Origin of the sequence: Streptomyces sp. NA02950 (assembly GCF_013364155.1) — a bacterium.
In the GTDB taxonomy this organism is placed as follows: domain Bacteria; phylum Actinomycetota; class Actinomycetes; order Streptomycetales; family Streptomycetaceae; genus Streptomyces.
Window position 1 is genome coordinate 3,268,411 of sequence record NZ_CP054916.1, and the last position, 23,227, is coordinate 3,291,637.

Here is a 23,227-nt window from a genome sequence, read left to right on the forward strand (position 1 = left end):
CAGGGACTGGGCTCGCGCCGCGGGGGGATGTACGAAGTGGGCCCACGCCGCAGGCGTGCGTGGGAACCGGGTCAGCGCCGCAAACGCGCATACGGTCCTGTCCCGGCGCCGCGGGGGCGTCTACGGGCCGGGCCCGCGGCACGGGAACGCGCACGGACCGGGCCCGCGCGACGAGGCTGCGAATATTCCTGGCCCGCGCCGCAGGCGTGCGCACGGACCGGGCCCGCGGTACGCGGCTGCGTACGTACCGGGCCCGCGGCGCGGCGGTCCGGTACGGCCGGGGGCGGCACGGGCGGACGTGCGCGGGCCGGGGGCGCGGCGGCATCGCCGCGCACCGGATCCGGCGGATCCGGCCGCGCGCGAAGCGGACTCGCACGGCCCGGCCGTGGACGCGCCGAGGTCACGCCGGACCGTCCCGCGCAGCCCGCCACCCCGCCCACCGGAGCCGTACAGCTCGGGCCCGGCCGGGTCCGGCTGCCCGCGATCCCGCCCACACGATCCGCGCTACGCGGAGCGCGGCGATCCACTTCCGTTGGCGGATTCGCCGCCGTCCCAGCGGGCCCTGGCCATGTCGAGGCGGGGCAGATGGCCCTCCGCCGAGCGCGGGGCCTGGCGCAGCGGGGTGCCCTCCTCGCGGTAGTGGTCGAGCGCGCGCAGCTCATGGCCGGGCAGCAGCGCGCCGTCCGCGCGGACCACGCGCCACCACGGCACGGCGCCCCCGTAGAGCGCCATCACCCGGCCGACCTGGCGGGGCCCGCCCTCCCCGAGCCATTCGGCGACGTCCCCGTAGGTCATCACCCGGCCCGGCGGGATCAGCTCGGCGACATCCAGCACTCGTTCCGCGTACTCGGGCAGCTCGTCGGCGGCCCCCGGTTCCTCGTTCTCCCGGCTCATCGGGCCCATCCTGCCGCACACCAACGACAGTCCCCCGGGCGCGCGCACCGGCAATTCCGGCCGTATCACCCATGCCTCGGTGTGATCACTCAGTGTGCGGGAATCCTTTACACGGCGTACGATCCGAGGTTCACGCCCCCGAAATGCACCCTGATGCCCTCATCCGCCTCCCGGGCATGCCACCATCTTCCGGGCGGTGACTGGTGATACGAGATCAAGAAGAGACGGCGAAGCAGGGTGCGCAGCCTCCGGAGGAGGAGGCCCGCACCCCTGAGGCGTTGTCGCGTCCCGATCCGCGGCCCGGCACTCCCGAGAGTCATGACGGCCGCCGCCCCGACCCCGACGACCCTCGGAGCGACGGCCACGCCGACGGCGACGGTGACTGCGCCCAGCCGCATGTCGACCGGGTCTCCGGGGACGAGCCGCTGCTGCCCGCCCGTGTCCACCGCCCCTCCGATCTCATGCGGCTGCTGCTCGGGGTGCTGGGCATGGCCATCGTGCTGGCCATCGCGGCCTTCGCGCACGGCACCACCGCCGGCCTGGAGAAGGACATCGGCCACGGCGCCAACCAGGCGCCCCCGCTGCTGATCGACTTCGCCGGGCTGACGGCCAGCGTCGCCGTCCTCGTCCTCCCGGTGGCGTTCGCCATCGAGCGGCTGATCAAACGGGACGGACTGCGGATCGCCGACGGCGTCCTGGCGGCGGTGCTCGCCCACGGGGTGTCCCTCACCACCGACCTGTGGGTCGCGGACGGCGCCCCGGCGTCGATCCGCGAGGCGCTCACCCAGCCCGCCCCCGGCGGCACCTTCAGCGACCCCGTCCACGGCTATCTCGCCCCCGTCATCGCCTATATGACGGCCGTCGGTATGGCCCGCCGCCCGCGCTGGCGGGTGGCGATGTGGTGCGTTCTGCTGCTCGACGCCTTCGCGGTGCTCGTGGGCGGCTACACCACCCCCTTCTCGATCATCGTGACCGTGCTGATCGGCTGGACGGTCGCCTACGGCACCCTCTACGCCGTCGGCTCCCCCAACGTCCGCCCCACCGGGCAGAACCTGCTCGCCGGGCTGCGCCGCGTCGGCTTCCACCCGGTCAGCGCGATGCGCGCCGAGGAGCCCGCCGAGGGCGACCAGGGCAACCACGGGGAGCGGGGCCGCCGCTATCTGGTCGCCCTGGAGGACGGCCCGCCCCTGGACGTCACCGTCGTCGACCGCGAACAGCAGGCCCAGGGGTTCTTCTACAGCGTCTGGCAGCGGCTGACGCTGCGCACCATCACCCCGCCCCGCAGCCTCCAGTCGCTGCGCCAGGCGCTCGAGCAGGAGGCGCTGCTCGCGTACGCGGCCATCGCCGCCGGTGCCAACGCGCCCAAGCTGATCGCCACCTCCGAACTCGGCCCGGACGCGGTGATGCTGGTCTACGAGCACGTCGGCGGCCGTCCGCTGCACGCCCTGCCGGACGAGGCGATCACCGACGAGCTGCTGGCCGGGGCCTGGCACCAGGTCCAGGCGCTCCAGTCGCGGCGGATCGCCCACCGGCGGCTGGACAGCGACGCCCTCCTCGTCGACCGCGACGGCAGGGTGGTCCTCACCGATCTGCGCGGCGGCGAGATCGCGGCCGGTGATCTGGTGCTGCGGATGGACATCGCCCAGCTGCTCACCACCCTCGGACTGCGGGTCGGCGCCGAGCGCTCGGTGGCCGCGGCGGTCGAGGTCATCGGACCGGACGCGGTCGCCGACAGCCTTCCGCTGCTCCAGCCCCTGGCGCTCGGCCGCGGCACCCGGGCGACCCTGCGCCAGCTCGCGCGGGAGCGGGCTCAGCGGCAGCGGGACGCGGTGCTGGAGGCGTCGCGTACGGCCAAGGAGGCCAAGGAGGCGCGGGGAGCCCACGAGGACGAGACCGCCACCAGCGACCGCAAGGCCCAGAAGGCCGAGAAGCAGGCGGAGAAGCGGGCGATCGAAGAGGCCCTGGAGGGGGCGCGCGAGGAGGATCTGCTCGCCCAGATCCGGCAGCAGGTACTGCTGGTGCGGCCGCAGGCGCCGATAGAGCCGGTCCGGCTGGAGCGCATCAAACCGCGCACCCTGGTCAGCTTCTGCGCGGGTGCCTTCGCCGCGTACTTCCTGCTCTCCCAGTTCACCCACATCAAGCTGGGCGCCGTGGTCGGCGAGGCCAACTGGATCTGGGTGGTCTTCGCGGTCGTCTTCTCCGCGCTGACCTATGTGGCCGCGGCCCTGAGCCTGCTGGGCTTCGTCCCGGAGAAGGTGCCGTTCGGACGGACGGTACTGGCGCAGGTGGCCGCCTCGTTCGTGAAGCTGGTGGCACCCGCCGCGGTCGGCGGCGTCGCCCTCAACACCCGCTTCCTCCAGCGCGCGGGGGTCCGGCCGGGGCTCGCGGTGGCCAGTGTCGGGGCCTCCCAGCTGTTCGGCCTCGCCAGCCATATCGTGCTGCTGCTGACCTTCGGCTACATCACCGGGACCGAGCGCACCCCGACCCTCTCGCCGTCCCGGACCGTGATCGCCGGGTTGCTGACGGCCGCGGTGCTGGTCCTGGTGGTGACCGCGATTCCCGTTCTGCGGAAGTTCGTTTCCACCCGGGTGCGGTCGCTGTTCGCGGGTGTCGTCCCGCGCATGCTGGACGTACTCCAGCGGCCCAAGAAGCTGCTCGCGGGCATCGGCGGGATGCTGCTGCTGACCGTCGCGAACGTGCTGTGCCTCGACTCGTCGATCCGGGCGTTCGGCGGCGAACTGAGCTACGCGAGCATCGCGGTCGTCTTCCTCGCGGGCAACGCCCTGGGGTCGGCGGCCCCCACCCCGGGCGGTGTCGGCGCGGTCGAGGCCGCGCTGATCGCCGGTCTCACCTTCGCCGGGCTGCCGTACGAGACCGCCGCGCCCGCGGTGCTGCTCTTCCGGCTGATGGTCTTCTGGCTGCCGGTGCTGCCCGGCTGGCTGGCCTTCACCCACCTCACCCGCAAAGAGGCGCTGTAGGGGCGCTGGGCCACGCCGGGGCGCCCCCCAGGGTCCGTCCGGCCCACACCCCCGGGAGCCGCCCGATCCACACCCCCGGGAGCCGCCCGGCCCACACCCCCAGAGACCGCCCGGCCCACACCCCCAGAGACCGCCCGGCCCACACCCCCGGGAGCCGCCCGGCCCACACCCCCGGAGGCCGCCCGGCCCATACCCCCGGGTGCCATTCGGCGCATACCCCGCGGAGCCGTTCGGCCCGTACCACCGCCGCCCGGGGCCGTGCCGCGGAACGCCGCCGTACGGCCCCCACCGGCGGCCGTGGGGGCCGTCTCACCCGTACGTCCGCGCTGTGCGCGCGGTCCCGCGCCGGGCACCCGAGGATGGCGGTACGCCGCCCACCCCCGGGAGAGCCGCCGTGTCCCGACCCCTGCGCACCGGTGCGCTGTCCGTCGCCGTCCTGCTGCTGGCCGCCCTCGCGGCCGGATGCGGCGGCAACGGCGGGCGGCCGGACACCTCCGCCGGACAGAAGCTGGACTGGGCGCCCTGCCCGGCTCCCTCGGACAGCCAGGACGGCGGCGCCACCAAGGCCCCGGGCAAGGAGTGGGAGTGCGCGACGCTCCACGTCCCGCTGGACTACCGGAAGCCGGACGGCGACACCATCGGCATCGCCATGATCCGCGCCAGGGCCACCGACCGCCGCCACCGGATCGGCTCGCTCATCTTCAACTTCGGCGGCCCCGGCGGCTCCGGCGTCGCCACCCTCCCGGCGCTCGCCGAGAGCTACCGCCAACTGCGCACCCGCTACGACCTGGTGAGCTTCGACCCGCGCGGGGCCGGCCGCAGCAGCGGGGTGCGCTGCCTCGACGACGAACAGCTCGACGCCTACTACGCCGCCGACGCCACCCCGGACACCCCGGCCGAGGTGAAGGGGCTGGTCCGCCGGGTCAAGCGCTACGCGGCCGGGTGCGAGAAGAACTCCGGGAAGGTGCTGCCCTACGTCGGCACCACCAACGCCGCCCGCGACATGGACCTGATGCGCCGCGTCCTCGGCGACGGCAAGCTGCACTACTTCGGCATCTCGTACGGCACCGAACTCGGCGGCGTCTATGCCCATCTCTACCCGCGCACGGTGGGCCGCGCGCTGTTCGACGGGGTCGTGGACCCGGCGCAGACGCCGGAGCAGGGGGCGCTCGGCCAGGCCAAGGGATTCCAGCTCGCGCTGAACAACTACGTGAAGGACTGCGACAAGAGCGGTGGCATGAGCGGCGTCATGAGCTGCCCCACCGCGGCGCGGATCCGCGCCTTCCTGAAACGGCTGGACAGCCGTCCGCTGCCGGGCGGTCAGGACCGGAAGCTGACCGAGTCGCTGGCGGCGGGCGGTATCGCGCAGTCCCTGTACTCGGAGCAGTTCTGGCAGTACCTCACCCAGGGGCTCGCCGCCGCCCGGCAGGGCGACGGCAGGATCCTGCTGGCCCTGGGCGACGCCATGAACGGGCGGGACCAGGACGGCGACTACAGCACCCTCCAGGCGTCCCTGACCGCCATCACCTGCGCCGATTTCAAACAGCGCTACACGGTCGGCGACATCGGGCGGAAACTGCCCACCTTCCGCAAGGCGTCCCCGGTCTTCGGCGACCTGATGGCCTGGAGCCTCACCCAGTGCACCGGCTGGCCGGTGCCCGGCACCTGGACAACACCCGACGTCAGCGCGCCCGGCTCGGCCCCCATCCTGGTCGTCGGGAACACCGGCGACCCGGCCACGCCCTACTCCGGGGCGCGGAAGATGGCACAGGAACTCGGCCCCGGCGTCGGCGTCGAACTCACCTACAAGGGACAGGGCCACGGCGCGTACGACAGCGGCAGCGGCTGCGTCCGCCGGATCGCCAACGCCTATCTCCTCCAGGGCAAAGTGCCGGAAAAGGGCAAGGTCTGCACATAGGGAATCGACAACAACAGCCGCGGCACCAACCGTGACGGTATTGAGAAGAAGCGCCGACACTCCCGCTCGTACCACCCTTCTAGGATCACCGGTCATGTCGAGTTCCCCACGCACCATACGGACCAGGGCGCTGGTCTCCGCGACCGTGGTGGTCGCTCTCACCGCCGTCGCCGGCTGCAATGACGACCGCGGAAACGACCGGGGCAAGGGGCGGTCCACCCCGTCGGCCCAGGCGCCGGCCGAGCCGTCGGACATCGCCCTGCCGGGTTCGCTCACCGGCCAGAAGCCGAATTGGGATTCCTGCCCCGCGCCGTCACCGATACAGGGCACCGGCGCCGCCCCCGGGAGCGAGTGGGAATGCGCCACCGTCAAGGTGCCACTGGACTACGGAAAGCCGGACGGCGAAACGATAGATCTCGCCATGATCCGCGCCAAGGCCACCGACAAGGACCGGCGGATCGGCTCGCTGGTGTTCAATTTCGGCGGCCCCGGCGGCTCCGGAGTCTCCTCGCTGCCCAGCTTCGCCGACGACTACGCGAAGCTGCGCACCCGCTATGACCTGGTGAGCTTCGATCCGCGCGGGGTCGGCGAGAGCGCGGGCGTGAAGTGCCTGAGCGACAAGGAGATGGACGCGGCCGACGCCGTCGACGGAACCCCCGACGACGAGGACGAGATCAAGGCCGCGACGGCGGACTCCAGGGAATTCGCCGCCGCCTGCAAGAAGAAGTCCGGCCGGGTTCTCCCTCATGTGGACACCGTCAGCGCCGCCCGGGACATGGATCTCATGCGGCAGGTGCTCGGTGACAAGAAACTCTCGTACTTCGGCATCTCGTACGGCACCGAACTCGGCGGCGTCTACGCCCATCTCTTCCCCCAGCACGTGGGGCGCGCGGTGCTCGACGCCGTCGTCGACCCGACCGAGGATCCCGAGCAGGGCTCCTACGGCCAGGCCAAGGGATTCCAGCTGGCCCTCGACAACTATCTGAAGGACTGCGCCAAGAAGGGTTTCGCCTGTCCGACCGGTGGCGATGCCGAGGCGGGCAATGCCAAGATCGCGGCGTTTCTGAAGAAGCTGGACAAAAAGCCCCTGTCCACCGAGAGTGGCCGCAAGCTCACCCAGGGCGGCGCGCTGGGCGGAATCGCCGCTGCCCTGTACGACCCGGAGAGCTGGAAATACCTGACGCTCGGGCTTCAGGAAGCGCTGCACCTCGGCAAGGGCAACATGCTGCTGGCGATGTCGGATTCCATGTCCGGCCGTGACGAAAAGGGTCGCTACAGCAATATCAACGCCGCCAATATGGCCATCAACTGCGTGGACGACAAACAGCGCTACACCGTCGACGAGGTGAAGGCCCAGCTGCCCCGGTTCCGCAAGGCGTCGCCGGTCTTCGGGGAATTCCTGGCCTGGGGCATGCTCGGCTGCACCGACTGGCCGGTGGACGGCACGACGGACGGCCCGGATGTGAGCGCCAAGGGCTCGGCTCCGGTCCTCGTGGTCGGCAACACCGGTGACCCGGCCACCCCGTACGCCGGGGCGCGCAAGATGGCCAGGGAACTGGGCCCGGGCGTGGGGATCGAGGTCACCTACAAGGGCCAGGGCCACGGCGCGTACAACAGTGGCAACGCCTGTATGACCAAGACCGTGAACTCCTATCTGCTGGATGGGAAGGTGCCGTCGGGCGGCACCACCTGCTCCTAGGCCCTGTCCGGACATGGCGCGGGGCCCGGACCGTCACCGGTCCGGGCCCCGCCGCAGCTTCCGCGCCCCCGCGGGTGCGCGTTGCGGGTGCGCGCCGTCAGTAGACGGGCTTCTCGGGCTCGATCTGGTTGACCCAGCCGATCACACCGCCGCCCACGTGCACGGCGTCCGCGAAGCCCGCGGACTTCAGCACGGCCAGGACCTCCGCGGACCGGACACCCGTCTTGCAATGCAAGACGATCTTCTTGTCCTGCGGAAGCTCCTGGAGGGCGCCGCCCATCAGGAACTCGTTCTTCGGGATCAGACGGGCGCCGGGGATCGAGACGATCTCGTACTCGTTCGGCTCCCGGACATCGATGATGTCGATGTTCTCGCCGTCGTCGATCCACTCCTTGAGCTGCTTGGGCGTGATGGTGGAGCCGGCGGCGGCCTCCTGGGCCTCCTCCGAGACAACGCCGCAGAACGCCTCGTAGTCGATCAGCTCGGTGACCGTCGCGTTCGGACCGCAGACCGCGCAGTCCGGGTCCTTGCGGACCTTCACCTGGCGGTAGGTCATCTCCAGGGCGTCGTAGATCATCAGCCGGCCGACCAGCGGGTCGCCGGTGCCGGTGAGGACCTTGATCGCCTCGGTGACCTGGATCGAGCCGATCGAGGCGCACAGCACACCCAGCACACCGCCCTCGGCGCAGGACGGGACCATGCCGGGCGGCGGGGGCTCCGGGTACAGGCAGCGGTAGCAGGGGCCGTGCTCGGACCAGAAGACCGACGCCTGGCCGTCGAAGCGGTAGATCGAACCCCATACGTACGGCTTGTTCAGCAGCACGCACGCGTCATTGACCAGATAGCGGGTGGCGAAGTTGTCCGTGCCGTCCACGATCAGGTCGTACTGGGAGAACATCTCCATGACGTTCTCGGCCTCGAGGCGCTCCTGGTGGAGGACGACCTTCACATACGGGTTGATGCCGAGTACCGAGTCACGCGCCGACTCGGCCTTGGAGCGGCCGATGTCCGCCTGGCTGTGGATGATCTGGCGCTGGAGGTTGGACTCGTCGACCTCGTCGAACTCCACGATGCCGAGGGTGCCGACACCGGCCGCGGCGAGGTACATCAGGGCCGGCGAGCCGAGACCGCCGGCGCCCACACAGAGGACCTTGGCGTTCTTCAGCCGCTTCTGCCCGTCCATCCCGACATCGGGGATGATCAGATGGCGCGAGTACCTGCGGACCTCGTCGACGGTGAGCTCGGCAGCCGGCTCGACCAGGGGTGGCAGCGACACGGGGACTCCGTAAGGGAAGGAAGCAGACGGAATGCACCCCCGCGTGAGCGGGGAGGTTTTCTTCTCGTAACACTGCCACGCCCCATCTCATTCCATGACACGCGGTCCGATGCGCGAGACGATGTCGTCCCAGTAGCCGGGCAGGGCTTCCCAGGGGGCGGTGGCGGAGGCCCGCTGCCCCGGATGGTGCGTACGGTCGGTGAAATAGATCGTCCCCGCGCCCTGCCAGCGGGCGATCCGCAGCGCCTCCTCCAGATGCGGCCGGGGGACGCCGTGCACCAGATGACAGAACCGTTCGGGGGGATATCCCGCCGTCCACTCCGCGACCTGGGACCAACGGTAGTCCGCCCACGCGCCGCGGAAGGTCACCAGCTGCTCGGCGATCTCCATATACGCCTGGTACGGGTGGGTGCCCTGGCCCAGCACCACATGCCCCCCGCCGAGCAGCGCGCGCAGCGTGACGACCGTACGGCGGACCTCCGCCAGACCGGGGCGGTCCGCGGGGCAGCGGTCCAGCAGGAAGCCGTCGACCCGGTACCAGTCCAGGAAGTGGTCGGCGTCGGAGACCAGCTCCCCGAACGGGCGGGTGCCCCAGCGCGCGTCCAGCAGGCCCAGCACCCGCACGCCCGCGGCGCGCAGCCGGGCCACCGCGGTGAGGCAGTGCGGATCCCGGCGTGAGCCGGGGCCGCGCGCCACCGAGAGCACCGTCCAGTCCACCGGAGTCCCCGGCCGGGTGAGCTCCGCCCACTCGGCGGGCGCCACCAGCGGATGCGCATAGCCCGGCACGCCCAGGCCGAGCGCATGGTCGGCGGAGGGGATGTCGCGCAGCGGACCCGGGGAGGTCAGATGCGACATGCCGCCTCCATCCAGATGTCGGCGAGCGACTCCTCCAGGGGGATCCTGGAGCGCCAGCCGAGCCGGTCCCGGGCGGTGCGCACATCCGCCTGCTGCCAGCTGCCGCAGCCGTCCGGGTAGGGGAAGGTGGCCGCGCCGCCGGCGGGGGGCCCTTCCGGCGCCGGGTGGGGGTGGTGGCCGGGGCCGTGCCCCGGGCCGTGGCCGTGCCCCGGGCCGTGGGCGGGGGCCGGGACATGGGCCCCGGCGCCGGGTCCGTGGTGCACCAGCCCGCGCCCCGGCGGGGCGTCGATCTCATGCAGGGAGCCGCCGAAACCCGCCACCCGGGCGAGTACGGAGGCGGCCTCGCGCAGCCGCACCGCGCGGCCGGTGCCGATGTTGACCACGCCCTGCGCGGCCGACAGCGAGGCGGCGTGCACCGCCCGCGCCACGTCCCGGACGTCCACGAAGTCCCGCTGGACGCCGAGCCCGCTCAGCTTCAGCTCGCTCTCCCCCGCCTGCATCGCCCGCCGCATCGCCTCGGCGAGCCTGCCCAGCGGCGACCCGGCCGGGGTGCCGGGCCCGACGGGGGAGAACACCCGCAGCACCACCGCGTCCAGGCCCGAGCCGAGCACCAGCTCGGTGGCGGCCAGCTTGCTGACGCCGTACGGGCCACCGGGGCGCGGTACGGCGTCCTCGGCGGTCGACGAACCGGGCTGCGAGGGTCCGTACTCGGAGGAGCAGCCGATCTGCACCAGCCGGGCGCCGCAGCCGCTGCGCCGCAGCGACTCGCAGACCGTCGCCACGGCCACCGTGTTGTGCCGGGTGAGCTCCCGGGCCCCGCCGCGTGTCGCACCCGCGCAGTTGATCACCACACCGGGGTGGACGGCGTTGAGGAAGCGGGTGAGCGCGCCGGGGCTGCCGCTGGAGAGGTCGAAACGCACATCGGCGTCGTCGCCGCGGCCGAGCGCGGTGAGCTGGACGGCGGGGTCGGCGAGCAGATGCTCCGCGACATACCGGCCGAGATATCCCCCGGAACCGAGCAGCAGGACTCTCATCGGTCACGCCTCCCCGCACAGGCGCGTGGACGGGACAGGGCGTCGCTCATGTGGGTGCTCCTCGAAGAGGTGGGAGGGTGCTGCGGTCGTGCGGGGGGTGACGGGTTCATCGGGGCGCCTCGCAGGGCGCGGGACGGCTGCCGTCGGCGCGATGGGGGCGGCGGCGGGTGAAGCGGCCGTCGGCGGCGCTCGCGGCGCCGCCGTGGGCCGAGGCGCGGGCCAGGACGGCGCAGGCGTACCCCAGCAGTCCGAGCGCCGCGGCGGCGCAGGCGGCCACGGGCAGGACGGCGACGCCGTGGGCGGCGAGGAGCCGCGTCACGGGCTCGCCGAGCGGGGCTCCGCCGGGCAGCCGGGCGGCCGACGCGATGACCTCCACCGCCGCCTCGGCCGCACAGGCCGCGGCCAGCCCGCTGACCGCCGCCCGGCGGAAGCCGTGGACGGCGAGCAGCCGGGCCAGGAACAGCAGCGCGGCCAGCGCGGCGGCTGACGCCTCGGCCGTGGTGACGGAGGCGGGGCCGGGCCCGGAGGGAGGTACGGGGAGGACGAGCCGGGCCGCGAGCACCAGGGGCGCCAGCGCGGCCAGGAAGCCGAGGGCGGTGAGCGCGAACAGCGGCCGCACTCCGGCCGCGAACTCCTCGAGTCCGCGGCTGCCGGTCAGCCTCCGGCGCGCGCGCACCGCGAACCAGCGGGCGCACCCGGCGGCGGGCGCGACGGCCAGGGCGAGGACAACGGCGGTCTCGGCGGCACGGGCCGTGTCGTACGCGCCGCGCTCACCGGTCACCAGCCCGGTGAGCAGCCAGTCCCCGCAGGCGGCATAGCCGAGCAGCCAGCCGACGCAGAGCGGCCCCGCGAGGTCCGCGAGCCGCCCGCCGCGCCCGCGTGCGGCGATCCGTAGCGGGCCCCGGCTCAGACACAGCCACAGCGCGGCGGCCACCAGGACGGCGCCGACCGCACCGAGGGCGGCCCGGGTGACGGGCGGCGCGAGGTCCGGTCTGAGCACGGCCCAGGCGGTCACCGCGCCCAGCGCCCCGGGCAGCGGCCACGGCGCCCAGGGGCCGCGCCGGGGGCGGGGGGCGGGGGGCTCGGCGGGCTCCTGGGCCCGGGGCACCCGGGCGTACAGCTCCTCGGCGAGGCCGAAGACATCGCGATGCCGGAAGCGCGCGGCGGTACGGTCCGTCACCCCATGGGCCTCCAGCCCGGCGGCGATCTCCAGCGGATCGACGGCGCGCGCGCAGAGATCGTGATGCCGGTGCATCAGCTCGCGCACCGGATCGGCCGGCCCCCGCCGCCCCGCCCCCGCGCCGACCGGCCGCGCCCCGCCGTCGTCCCCGGACGCGGTGCCACCCGCCCCGGACTCCGGGACGGGGTGGCCGCGCGCGTTGCGCGCCGCCTCCGGCCACCCCTCCGCTTCATCGCCCGCCCCCGACTCCCCCGCCACGGCGTACGGCGCCCGGCCCGCGCCGGAGCCCGCCCGCTCCTCGGCGTCCGTGTCAGGGGCGATCAGGGCGCGGGAGGGGGAATTCCAGCCGCCGGGCGAGGTGGGGGTCGTGGGGGCGTCCGGGACGGGGTCGTGGGGTGTGGTCATGCGCCCTCCTCGGCCGTGCCGCCCTGCGGGCCCACGCCCAGGGGTTCGCGCGGCGGTGCGGCCCAGGCGGGGGTGTGGTCCTGCGGGGCGCGGGACGGCACGGGCGCCGCGCACCAGTGGCCGAAGCGGTCGCCGTCGCGGCCCGCGGTCCAGCGGCCCGGGATGTGGGCCTCCGCCGGAAGGGCGAACGGCAGTGGCGCACCGCCCTCGCCGACCTCCTCGCGCCGCACCGGACAGTGCGACATCAGCTCCAGGTAGATACCGCGGAAGGCCGCCACGTTCTGCTCGATGGTGAACAGCTCCAGCGCACGGGCGCGTGCCGCGGCGCCCAGGCGCGCGCGGCGGGCGGGGTCGCGCAGCAGCGCGAGACAGGCGTCGGCGAGCGCCCGGGGGTTGCGCGGGGGCACCACCAGACCGGTGCCGCCGATGGCCTCGCACACCGCGCCCACGTCCGTGGACACCGTGGCCCGGCCGCAGAGCATCGCCTCGACCAGCCCCACCGGAAAGCCCTCGACCACGCTGGAGAGCACCACAACGGCGCCCGCCGCGTACGCCTCCGGCAGGGACGGCACCCCGGGCTCGCCGAGCCGTTCGAAGGAGACCGGGTTGTCACCGACCGTGTGGGCGTCCGCGGCCTCGTCGGGGAAGAGATGCGCGGCGAGGGCCCGGCAGCGGGCCGGGTAGTCCTCCCCCGGCGCATGCGCCGCACCGCTCCCCGCCGGTTCCGCGGAGGCGTCCGCGCGCCGGGTCTCGATGAGGCGCAGCCGCGCGTCCGGCTGTCGGCGGCGCACCTCCGCGAACGCGTGCAGCAGGGCGACGACGTCCTTGGCCGGCTCGATACGGCCCACCCACACCAGCGTCCGGCCGTCGTCACGGGACACCGCGCCGCCATCGCCGTCGCCGCTCTCGCCGACCTCCGCGAAGCGGGCGGCGTCCATACCGGGATAGACGGTGCGCAGCCGCTCCGGGTCGGCGCCGCACCGCTCCTGCCAGCGGCGGGCGTGGGTGTTGCCGGGGGTGATCAGCGCGGCCCGGGCGTACACCTCGGCGGCCAGGCGGCCCTGGAACGCGGTGAGCAGGGTGCGGACGGGCGCGGGGCGGACGGCGGCGGGCCGTAGCGACTCCGCCGGACCGGCCGGGCAGCCCTCGAGATAGTGCTCGCGCAGCCGTACGCCGTACTCGGTGACCAGCAGCGGCGTACCGAAGAGACGCTTGGCCAGCAGCCCCGGGAGCGCGGCCGCACCGCCGGAGGTGGCGTGGCACAGGTCGGCCCCGGCGAGGCCGCCGGGGCCGTACCAGTCCAGCGACAGGGGACGCAGCGCGCGCTCCAGTGCCTCGGTGACCGTCAGCAGATCGGCGACCCGCGCCTGCTGGGCGCCGCGCGCGGCCCCGGGGAGGTGGCAGGCGCGCTCCAGCAGGCGGACGGCGTCCTCGGAGCGGAGCGCGGCCGGGAGCCCACCGTGGTCGAGGGCGAGTTCGGCGAGGCCGTGCAGACCGGTGGTGAAACGGTCCGCCTGATGTCCGGTGCCCGGCTCCGGGGCGCCTGGAGCGGCAATGGCGGCGGCCAGTTCGCCGAAGTGCTCGGCGAACCGCCGCCGCTGTCTGCGGCCCGCGCGCCGCGCGGGCGGGGCGCCCCACAGCGGGGCGGTGCGCACCCGCCGTACCTGGGCGGGGAGTTCGGCCCAGCCCCCGGCGTCCTGGCGGGCGCTGCGGCTCAGCGCGTAGACCTCGAACTCGTGCTGGTCCAGGCCCCGGACGAGCCGGTCGCACCACACCCGCGCCTCACCGTTCGCATACGGATAACCACCTTCCATAAGCAGAGCCACGCGCATGAGCGCACCCCCGATCTTCCTGTGGGCAAGCTGTGATGCCGTCGTCGTGCGGCGTGAGCACGTTATGCGCGCATGACGGCAGCGCGACGGACGGTTGTCCGTGGCGCCACCAAAAGGGGTGAACGCCCGTGACCTTCCCTGCGCTCAGGCGTTGTTGGGCGCTATGGGGCCGGAATCGCGTCGTTCCCGGGCCCTGCCGGGCATTCCCGGGCCCGTGCCGGGTCACCGGCGCGGCCTGCCGCGGCCGCAGGAACGGTTGGGCTATCGCCTGGGGAACGGCCAGGCGTTGGGGCGGCAGGTGGCGCCGTCGGTCGACAGGAACTTCGTCTGCTGCATCATCACCGGGGCGAGCGCGCCCTGCCGCCCGCAGACCTCGTGGTTGTGGCCGAGCCGGTGGCCGACCTCGTGGTTGATGAGCATCTGCCGGTAGCTGTGCACCTTGTCGTCGCCGAAGGTCTTGGCGCCCTGCGCCCACCGATAGGCGTTGATCATGACGCGCTGGGTCGACGCCGAGTCGCAGGAGACGTTGTCCTCGGCGGTGTCGAGCCCGGACTTGGCGCACCAGGCCGCGGTGGTCCCGGGGCTCGCGAGGGTGATCACGAAGTCGGCCCGCCCGGAGGAGACCCGCTCGAAGGTGCGGGTGCCGCCGTGGCCCCAGCTCCGCTCGTCGTTCAGCGTCTTGTGGACGGCCTCGGCGAACAGCTCGCCGTCGAGCGGCAGCCCCTTCTCCACGTCCACGCGGTAGCGCAGCACCTCCCCCCGGCCGGGCGCCCTGTCGTGCCCGCCGACGGTCGCGAAGGCGCCGGAGCCGCGCAGCTCGGGGTCGAGCGGAAAGACGGCCGCCATCTTCTCGGCGTACGACTCGGGGGCCTTGGCACCGGCGGACCGTGCCGGGGCACCCCGGCCCCGGTCGTCGTCGCGGGAGACGGTGTCGGAGCCGCCGCGCTCCGTGCCGCCCTTGGCGCGCGCCTTGTTGTCCTGCGGCGGGCCGCTCGCCACCTGCCCGGCCACCACGACCGCCAGCACGGTGGTCACGGCGGCCGCGGCGACACCGGTGAAGGTCCGGCTCTTGCCACCCTTGGTGACGCCCCGGGCGCCGCCCGCCGGATCGTCGTCCCCGGATCCGTCGGCGTCGTCGGCGTCGGCGTCGTCGTCGGCGGTGTAGTGCTCCTCGCCCCGGCCGCCGTCCGCGCCGGCACCGGCCGGCTCCGGCCCGCGGCGCGGCGCCGGGACCACTCCCGGCGCCCCGGCGGCGAAGACGTCGTCGCCGTCGTCCGTCGCGCCCGGGGCGTCGAACGCGGCGAGGTACTCCTTGCGCGGGCCGGGCATCAGCCCGCCCGCACCGGACACCGTGGGGCGCGACGGCGGGTTCATGGTCGTGGTACCCGCGGAGGCGCGCGGGCCGCCGAGGGCGCCCCAGCCGCCGCCGGGCTCATGGTGTTCCGGATGGCCGCCCCGGGCGCGCGGCGGCGGGGACTGAGGTCCGTACGCCGCCCGCGGTACGCCCTGAGGGGGTGTCACCCCCGGGTCGGCCGCGCCCGGTGCGACGCGCCGCCGGCGCCCGGTGCCCGGGGCTCCCCCGGGTCCGGCCGGGCCGGGGGGCGTGGGCCCGGCGGTCCCGGGGCCGGAACCGGAGCCCGCAGCGGAGGGCCGGTGACCCCGGTCGTCCTGGCTGCCACGTGCGCTGTGTTTACCCACGCGCCGCACCGCTCCCGTCCACGCCGGGTCCCGGCACGGCGCCCCGTACCGGCACCCGGCCGCTCTCCCGGCCTTCTCGTCCGTCAACGTCATCGAGCAGCTCGCGCATGGCGCGGGCCACTGCTTCCGGATACTCCATCATCGCGACGTGTCCGGCGTCCAACAGTGTCAACAGACGGGAGTCACGGAAGGTGGCGTTCGCCCGCCGTGCCATCCGGATGGACACCAGTCGGTCGCGCATACCGTAGACGAGGAGCGTGGGCGCGAGTACCCGCTCGGCCTGACGCCACAGGGAGTGCTGGCCGCCCAGGGTGTAGGAGTCGACAACACCGCGCGCCGAACGCGCGAGCGCGTCCCAGAAGTACGGGAGGTCGAGGCGGCGCTGGAACTCCTCCACCGCCAGCGCGAAGTCCTCCGGGCCGACCCGCCCCGGATCGCCGTAGGTGAGCATCATCACTTCGCGGGTGCGCCGCTCGGCGTCCCAGTCCCGGGTCATCCGGGTGAAGAGCCGGGTCACTCCGGGTATCGCGAGCAGTCCGGTGGGCATCGCGCTGCGCTGCGGCCGCAACTCGGGCAGCGCGGGCGAGACGAGGGTGAGGGTGCGCACCAGATCCGGCCGCACCGCCGCGACGCGGGTGGTGATCGCGCCGCCCATCGAGTTGCCCACCAGATGGACCGGGCCGCGGCCACCGGCGTCGAGATGGCGGATCACGGTGCGGGCATGGCCGGTGATCGAGTAGTCGCCGTCGTCCGGCGGCGGGGAATCCCCGAAGCCCGGGAGGTCGATCGCCTCGCCGTCCACCCGGTCGGCGAGGCCCTCCATCAGTGCGGACCAGTTCAGCGACGAACCGCCGAGGCCGTGGATGAAGAGTGCGGGCGGCAGACCGGAGGCGGCCGGAGGACGGGAGCGCACGGTCAGCGTGAGTCCGGGCAGCCGGGCGGTGCGCAGTTCCTCCCCGGTGCCGACCCGCACGGACCGCGCGGGCGGGACCACCGCGATGACACGGGCTTCCGGCGGCTCGGTCGCAGACATGCGGCAATGTTACGAGACGATCACGCACCTGACCGCGTGTTCGCCCTCACAGACGACGTAGCGTCCGAAAGTGACCTCTCCTAGGCTCGTTACTGCACGGAGGCGCTCTGCCGCCTCCGGGAAGGGGAGTACATGTCAATCGACCCGAGTGACCCCGAGACCTTCGAGACCCTCGAGAACAACAACAACTCCGTCGAGTTCGACGTCGAGGCTCCCGAGGCGGACGCCGCCGAACAGCACCACGACCTGGTCCCGCACCACGACGACCAGCCGTCCTCCGGAGAACTCCTCGAAGCGAACGAGGCCGACCGGGCGGAGCAGGCCCGGGTCGTCGAAGTGAGCGAGGAGGACTACCGATGACCAGGGCCGATGGTGGGCTTTTCATAGAGTCCGGTCCGTGAAATTCTCCGCACGAACCGCGCGCGGCCCGGTTACCCAAAAGTACGATGGCGGGCGCGGGTGGACATCGTGCACAGAACATTCAAATGGGAGGCGGCGTGACAGCCATCGAGCAGACCGAGGCGCGCCCGCGGGGTACGCGCCTGCCGCGCCGAGCCCGACGCAATCAGCTCCTGGGGGCCGCCCAGGAGGTCTTCGTCGCGCAGGGCTACCACGCGGCGGCGATGGATGACATCGCCGAGCGCGCGGGAGTCAGCAAGCCCGTGCTCTACCAGCACTTCCCGGGCAAGCTGGAGCTCTATCTCGCCCTGCTCGACCAGCACTGCGAGGCATTGCTCCAGGCGGTGCGCACCGCGCTCGCCTCGACGACCGAGAACAAGCAGCGCGTCGCCGCGACCATGGACGCGTACTTCGCGTACGTCGAGGAGGAGGGCGGCGCCTTCCGTCTCGTCTTCGAGTCCGACCTGACCAACGAACCGGCCGTGCGCGAGCGCGTGGACCGGGTCTCGCTCCAGTGCGCCGAGGCGATCAGTGAGGTGATCGCCGAGGACACCGGCCTGTCCAAGGACGAGTCGATGCTCCTGGCCGTCGGCCTCGGGGGCGTCTCGCAGGTCGTCGCACGCTACTGGCTCTCCAGCGGAAGCGGGGTGCCGCGGGACACCGCGGTGCAGTTGCTCACCTCGCTCGCCTGGCGGGGCATCGCGGGGTTCCCCCTGCACGGGGCCGACGCCGGGCAGCACTGAGCCACTCCGGGATCCGCGGGGCGCGCGGCCGGGTGGGCGGGCGTGTTCGCTGCCGGCGTGCGCCCGGGCCGCCCGGCAGGTCTCCGTCCCCGGCTAGTGTGTGCTGCGTACGGCGCGGACGGCCGCGCACCCCAACTGACCGTCGGAGGGACAAAGCCGTGGAGGTCAAGATCGGCGTGCAGCACGCGCCCCGCGAGATCACCTTGGAGAGCGGGCAGACCGCCGAAGAGGTCGAGCGCGTGGTGGCCGACGCGCTCGGTGGCAAGTCTCAGCTGCTGACCCTGGTGGACGACCATGGCCGCAAGGTCCTGGTCCCGGCCGACCGGCTCGCGTATGTCGAGATCGGTGAGCCGACCGCCCGCAAGGTCGGATTCGGCGCGCTCTGAGCGGTCGCACGCAACGGCGGCGGGGCCCGGTGGAGATCCTTCCACCGGGCCCCGCCGCCGTTGTGCGCGCTGATACGGCTGGTGGTGCGCGCCGGTGGGTCCTCACCCCGTGCGCCGTATGCGCCCTCACCGCGCGCACTCCGCCGTCTCCTTCTGTCCTCTTCCGGCTTTCCGGCTCCCCCGTGTCGGGGGGTTGCCCGCTCCCGGCCACGGGTAGGACGGGCACGACCGACACGTGATCGCGTGTCGGTCCCGGTCCGCTCACGGGAAGGACGCGCCATGATCCTCTGGGAAGCGCTCGGCTCGGTACTGATCGGTCTCGCCGTCGCGTACGGGGCGAGCCGCTGGCGCCCCCGACGGCTGCCCGCACGTCACCTGGTTCTGTCCACCGGCCCCGGCGCCGCGCTCTTCGGCGCGCTGCTCGCCCATACGGTGCTCGGTTCGGGCCACTCCGCGGCGGTGCTGACCGTCGCGCTCGGATTCGCGGCCGCGCTGCTGTCCCTGCTCGTCCGCCCGGCGGGGCGCACCCGCCGCAGGCGCTCGGTCACCGCCTGAGGCGGCTGATGACCGGCCCGGGAGCGGCGGCCGATCGCGGGCCCGGCCGCTCCCGGACACCGCACCTACGCCGCCAGGCCCAGCGCGGCCATCCGCTTGGTGTGCGCCTCGGTGATCCGGGAGAACATCCGGCCCACCTCCGCCAGGTCGAAGCCGTCGGCCATACCGCCCACCAGCATCGTGGAGAGCGCGTCGCGGTCCGCGACCACCCGCTGCGCCTGCGACAGCGCCTCGCCCATCAGCCGCCGCGCCCACAGCGCCAGCCGCCCGCCGACCCGCGGATCGGCCTCGATGGCGGCACGCACCTTCTCCACCGCGAAACTGGCGTGGCCGGTGTCGTCGAGCACCTGGAGCACCAGACCGCGGGTGTCCGCGTCGAGCCGGACGGCGACCTCTCGGTAGAAGTCACTGGCGATCGAATCGCCCACGTACGCCTTGACCAGGCCCTCCAGCCAGTCCGAGGGCGCGGTCTGGCGGTGGAAGCCGTCCAGTGCCGCGGCGAACGGCTCCATCGCCTCCGTCGGTTGCTCGCCGACCGCCGCCAGCCGGTCCCGCAGCCGCTCGAAGTGGTGGAATTCGGCGGACGCCATCTTCGCCAGCTCGGCCTTCTCCTCCAGCGTGGGCGCCAGCTTGGCGTCCTCGGCCAGCCGCTCGAAGGCGGCCAGCTCGCCGTAGGCGAGGGCGCCGAGCAGATCCACCACGGCGGCCCGGTACTGCGGATCCGCGGCGGCCGTGTCCCAGTCCTGGGCGGCGATCCCGGTGGCCTCGGCGCCGGGCTCTCCGGAGTGGTCCGCCGTGCTCCTCCCGGGGTGGTCCTCGGCGGTGGCCGCGGCGTTCTCCGCGGCGTTCTCAGGCGTGTCAGGCGTCTCCATGAAGCGCACAATAGCCCGCTCAGCGCCGCGGGGAAGGCCCTGGTCAGCCATGACCTGCGGCGCCGCGCATCCGGTTTCCCGGTCACAGATGCGCGCTTCCGGGGTACAGTGGTATTTGCACCCGTCGCATACCGGCGGGTCGTTCCACGAATGCGGATGCCCGGTCGGTGGCCCGATCGGCTCCAAACCGACCGCCCTCCGCGCGGCGCGCATCGCTCATGCGCACGGCAGGAGGGACCCGCTCGCGGCGTGAGCGCTCGAGCGAGGGCAGTGGTCCCGCGCCGAATCGGCCACCCCAAGGCCGGTGCACCCGGGCGCCGTGCGACCCCCCTTCGCCGCCTCCCGCCGCGTCTCACAGAAGAGGCAAACATCCTGACCACCTTCCGAGAACTCGGGATCCTCCCCGAGACGGCCGAGGCCCTGGAAGCCGTCGGCATCACGTCCCCGTTCCCCATCCAGGAGATGACGCTTCCGGTCGCCCTCTCGGGCACCGACGTCATCGGCCAGGCCAAGACCGGCACCGGCAAGACGCTGGGCTTCGGCCTCCCGCTGCTGGAGCGCGTCGTCGTCCCCGCGGACGTCGAGGCCGGCCGGGCCAAGCCCGAGCAGCTCACCGAAGCCCCGCAGGCGCTCGTGGTCGTCCCCACCCGTGAGCTCTGCCAGCAGGTCACCAACGATCTCCTCACCGCCGGCAAGGTCCGCGACGTCCGCGTTGTGTCGATCTACGGCGGCCGCGCCTACGAGCCGCAGGTCGAGGCGTTGAAGAAGGGCGTCGACGTGGTCGTCGGCACCCCCGGCCGGCTGCTGGACCTGGCGGGCCAGAAGAAGCTGCGGCTCTCCGCCGTCAAGGCGCTCGTCCTCGACGAGGCCGACGAGATGCTCGACCTGGGCTTCCTGCCCGACGTCGAGAAGATCATCCAGCTGCTGCCCGCCAAGCGCCAGACCATGCTGTTCTCGGCGACCATGCCGGGGCAGGTCATCTCGCTGGCCCGCCGCTACATGTCGCAGCCCACCCACATCCGCGCCACCGCGCCGGATGACGAGGGCGCGACCGTGGCCAACATCACACAGCATGTCTTCCGCGCCCACTCGCTGGACAAGCCGGAGGTCGTGTCGCGCGTGCTCCAGGCCGAGGGCCGCGGACTCGCGATGATCTTCTGCCGCACCAAGCGGACCGCGGCCGACATCGCCGACCAGCTCTCCCGGCGCGGTTTCGCGTCCGGCGCGGTCCACGGCGACCTCGGCCAGGGAGCGCGCGAGCAGGCGCTGCGCGCCTTCCGCAACGGCAAGGTCGATGTGCTGGTCTGCACCGACGTCGCCGCCCGCGGTATCGATGTCGAGGGCGTCACCCATGTGATCAATTACCAGTCGCCGGAGGACGAGAAGACCTATCTGCACCGCATCGGCCGTACCGGCCGCGCGGGTGCGTCGGGTACCGCCGTCACCCTCGTCGACTGGGACGACATCCCGCGCTGGCAGCTGATCAACAAGGCGCTGGACCTGCCGTTCAACGACCCGGAGGAGACGTACTCCACCTCCGGGCACCTCTACGAGCTGCTGAGCATCCCGGAGGGCACCACCGGTGTCCTGCCGCGCGCCGAGCGCACCCGGGCCGGGCTGGCCGCCGAGGAGATCGAGGACCTCGGGGAGACCGGGGGCCGGGGCGGCCGTGGCCGCAAGCCCGCCGCTGCCCCGCAGGAGCGCCCGGCGCGCACCCGGACCCAGCGGGTCCGGCGCCGCACCCGTGGCGGTGTGACCCTGGACGGTGCGAACGCGCCGGAGGGGTCGTCGGCCGCCGAGGCCGCCGCCGACACCGCCGAGGGCGCCGGCGAGCCGCGTCAGCCCCGTCGCCGCCGCCGTACCCGCGGTGGTGCGGCGACCGCAGGCGAGGCGACCGGCGTCGCGGTGGAGGCGACCGGCGCCGCGGTCGAGACGGTCGAGACCGCCGAGACCGTCCCGGCACCGGCTCAGGCCCCGGCCGAGGAGACCGTGGCCAAGCCGCGCCGCCGCCGCACCCGGGCCGCCGCCAAGGCCGAGCCCGCCGCCGAGACGGCCGTCGCGACCGCCGAGGGCACCGACACGGCGGAAGCCAGGCCGGTCCGCCGCCGCACCCGCACCAAGGCCGCCGAGGCGGTTGAGACCGCGGAGGCCACCGCGAGCGTGGAGCAGACCGCCGACGGTGAGGAGACCGTGGCCAAGCCGCGCCGCCGCCGCACCCGGGCCAAGGCCGACGCCCCCGCCGAAGCGGCCGTCGCCACCGCCGAGGGTACCGACACGGCGGAAGCCAAGCCGGTCCGCCGCCGCACCCGCACCAAGGCCGCCGAGGCGGTTGAGACCGCCGAGGCCACCGCGACCGCGGAGACGGCAGCCGACGGCGAGGCCAAGCCGGTCCGCCGCCGTCGTCGCACCCGTGCGGCGGCCCAGCCCGAGGCCGCGGCCGAGAGCTGACGGCACCAGGCGCGTCCGAGGCGTCTCCGAGAGCGCCTCCGGGCCCCGTCCGCGACACCGCGGACGGGGCCCGATGCGTTCATGGTCCGTGTCCCGTGCCCTGTATAGCCTCATCCCCATGAGCAGGCCGCCGTTTCTCACACTGCCCTCGGGCGTCCGCGCATACCGACTGGGGACCGCGCGCGGAGAGTTCGCCGTGCACGACGCGCGGCCCGGCTCGGCCGCACGCGGCACCGTGCTGCTGGTGCCGGGGTTCACCGGCAGCAAGGAAGACTTCATCGCCCTGCTGGAGCCGCTGGCCGCCGCGGGTTTCCGGGCCGTCGCGGTCGACGGCCGCGGCCAGTACGAGAGCCCCGGACCCCGGGACCAGGCCGCGTATGCCCGGCACGAGCTGGCGCTCGACCTTCTCGCGCAGGCCACGGCGGTCAGCGCCGCCACCGAGGACCCCGTCCATCTGCTCGGGCATTCGCTGGGCGGGCTGATCGCACGGACCGCCGTGCTGCGGGACCCGGGCGCGTTCAGCTCGTTGACGATCATGAGTTCCGGTCCGGCTGCCATCTCGGCCGCGCAGCAGGCCCGCACCAAGCTGCTCATCGACGCGCTGACGGTGATGGACATGGAGTCCGTCTGGCAGGCGATGCGCGAACTGGACCCGCCCGAGGCGGCCGACGCGGCGACTCCGCCCGGCGTACGGGAGTTCCTGCACCGGCGCTGGCTGGGCACGGTGCCGGAGCAGCTGATCGCGACCGGCCGGCAGCTCAACGCGGAACCGGACCGGGTCGGCGAGCTCGCGGCGTCCGGGGTGCCCACCCATGTGCTGTCCGGCGAGGTGGACTACGCCTGGCCGGTGCCGCTGATGGACGAGATGGCGGAGCGGCTGTCGGCGCGCCGGACCGTGATCGAGGGCGCCGAGCACTCCCCCAACGTCGAGCGGCCGCGGGCCACGGCCGAGGCGCTGATCGCGTTCTGGCGGAGCCTGGGCTGAGCCCCGTCGCAGCGGGTGAGCACCCGGGGCCGCGCCG

18 protein-coding genes are annotated in these 23,227 nt (G+C 73.7%); 9 read left to right on the top strand and 9 right to left on the bottom strand.

The annotated features are described in order from the left end of the window. Positions 1-504: 504 nt before the first annotated feature. Positions 505-894, bottom strand: a complete 390-nt coding sequence (locus HUT19_RS13780; RefSeq protein WP_303331875.1) for an MGMT family protein — start codon at positions 892-894, stop codon at positions 505-507. Positions 895-1,097: 203 nt separating this feature from the next. Here HUT19_RS13780 and HUT19_RS13785 point away from each other — a divergent pair, with 203 nt between their 5' ends. From HUT19_RS13785 to HUT19_RS13795, 3 genes are all read left to right on the top strand, one after another. Further along, positions 1,098-3,872 (top strand): flippase-like domain-containing protein, encoded by a 2,775-nt coding sequence (locus HUT19_RS13785; protein ID WP_176180763.1) that lies wholly within the window; start codon positions 1,098-1,100, stop codon positions 3,870-3,872. A 394-nt stretch (positions 3,873-4,266) separates the two neighbouring features. Continuing rightward, the gene (locus tag HUT19_RS13790; protein WP_176180764.1) at positions 4,267-5,790 is read left to right on the top strand and encodes an alpha/beta hydrolase; all 1,524 of its coding nucleotides are present in this window, start codon (positions 4,267-4,269) and stop codon (positions 5,788-5,790) included. A 94-nt stretch (positions 5,791-5,884) separates the two neighbouring features. After that, a complete protein-coding gene (locus HUT19_RS13795; RefSeq protein WP_176180765.1) occupies positions 5,885-7,489 on the top strand; it encodes an alpha/beta hydrolase in 1,605 nt (534 codons plus the stop codon). 97 nt (positions 7,490-7,586) lie between these two features. Here the strand turns inward: HUT19_RS13795 and moeZ are convergent, their stop codons facing one another. From moeZ to HUT19_RS13830, 7 genes are all read right to left on the bottom strand, one after another. Further along, positions 7,587-8,765, bottom strand: coding sequence for an adenylyltransferase/sulfurtransferase MoeZ (gene moeZ, locus HUT19_RS13800; protein ID WP_176180766.1), 1,179 nt, complete (start codon positions 8,763-8,765; stop codon positions 7,587-7,589). Between the two features lie 87 nt (positions 8,766-8,852). Continuing rightward, a complete protein-coding gene (locus tag HUT19_RS13805; protein WP_176180767.1) occupies positions 8,853-9,620 on the bottom strand; it encodes a spherulation-specific family 4 protein in 768 nt (255 codons plus the stop codon). Beyond that, positions 9,608-10,654, bottom strand: coding sequence for an NAD-dependent epimerase/dehydratase family protein (locus HUT19_RS13810; protein WP_176180768.1), 1,047 nt, complete (start codon positions 10,652-10,654; stop codon positions 9,608-9,610). Before HUT19_RS13810 ends, HUT19_RS13805 begins: the two co-directional genes overlap by 13 nt. Positions 10,655-10,760: 106 nt before the next feature. After that, the gene (locus tag HUT19_RS13815; RefSeq protein ID WP_254885561.1) at positions 10,761-12,239 is read right to left on the bottom strand and encodes a hypothetical protein; all 1,479 of its coding nucleotides are present in this window, start codon (positions 12,237-12,239) and stop codon (positions 10,761-10,763) included. Further along, complete coding sequence (locus HUT19_RS13820) at positions 12,236-14,071, bottom strand: DUF3492 domain-containing protein (RefSeq protein WP_176180769.1); 1,836 nt, start codon at positions 14,069-14,071, stop codon at positions 12,236-12,238. The genes HUT19_RS13815 and HUT19_RS13820 overlap by 4 nt, the downstream gene beginning before the upstream one ends. 261 nt (positions 14,072-14,332) lie before the next feature. Continuing rightward, on the bottom strand, positions 14,333-15,592 hold the full coding sequence (locus HUT19_RS13825; RefSeq protein WP_254885562.1) for a DUF3152 domain-containing protein: 1,260 nt from the start codon (positions 15,590-15,592) through the stop codon (positions 14,333-14,335). Between the two features lie 169 nt (positions 15,593-15,761). Beyond that, positions 15,762-16,802, bottom strand: a complete 1,041-nt coding sequence (locus HUT19_RS13830; RefSeq protein ID WP_176180771.1) for an alpha/beta fold hydrolase — start codon at positions 16,800-16,802, stop codon at positions 15,762-15,764. 132 nt (positions 16,803-16,934) lie between these two features. On the opposite strand from HUT19_RS13830, the gene HUT19_RS13835 reads away from it, so the two are divergent. The 4 genes from HUT19_RS13835 (at position 16,935) to HUT19_RS13850 (ending at position 18,885) form a co-directional block, all read left to right on the top strand. Continuing rightward, positions 16,935-17,162, top strand: coding sequence for a hypothetical protein (locus HUT19_RS13835; protein WP_176180772.1), 228 nt, complete (start codon positions 16,935-16,937; stop codon positions 17,160-17,162). Positions 17,163-17,299: 137 nt separating this feature from the next. Then, positions 17,300-17,944 carry a TetR/AcrR family transcriptional regulator gene (locus HUT19_RS13840; RefSeq protein WP_176180773.1) on the top strand — a complete coding sequence of 215 codons (645 nt, stop codon included), beginning with the start codon at positions 17,300-17,302 and terminating at the stop codon, positions 17,942-17,944. A gap of 158 nt (positions 17,945-18,102) precedes the next feature. Next, positions 18,103-18,330: a DUF3107 domain-containing protein gene (locus HUT19_RS13845; RefSeq protein WP_176180774.1), complete on the top strand. Its 228-nt coding sequence runs from the start codon at positions 18,103-18,105 to the stop codon at positions 18,328-18,330. A 279-nt stretch (positions 18,331-18,609) separates the two neighbouring features. Continuing rightward, positions 18,610-18,885: a hypothetical protein gene (locus HUT19_RS13850; RefSeq protein ID WP_176180775.1), complete on the top strand. Its 276-nt coding sequence runs from the start codon at positions 18,610-18,612 to the stop codon at positions 18,883-18,885. 65 nt (positions 18,886-18,950) lie between these two features. On the opposite strand, the gene HUT19_RS13855 is transcribed toward HUT19_RS13850, so the two are convergent. Further along, complete coding sequence (locus HUT19_RS13855; RefSeq protein ID WP_176186852.1) at positions 18,951-19,766, bottom strand: ferritin-like fold-containing protein; 816 nt, start codon at positions 19,764-19,766, stop codon at positions 18,951-18,953. Positions 19,767-20,219: 453 nt separating this feature from the next. On the opposite strand from HUT19_RS13855, the gene HUT19_RS13860 reads away from it, so the two are divergent. Beyond that, complete coding sequence (locus tag HUT19_RS13860; RefSeq protein ID WP_254885563.1) at positions 20,220-22,205, top strand: DEAD/DEAH box helicase; 1,986 nt, start codon at positions 20,220-20,222, stop codon at positions 22,203-22,205. A gap of 118 nt (positions 22,206-22,323) precedes the next feature. Beyond that, a complete protein-coding gene (locus tag HUT19_RS13865; protein WP_176180777.1) occupies positions 22,324-23,190 on the top strand; it encodes an alpha/beta fold hydrolase in 867 nt (288 codons plus the stop codon). The last annotated feature ends 37 nt before the right edge of the window (positions 23,191-23,227 follow it).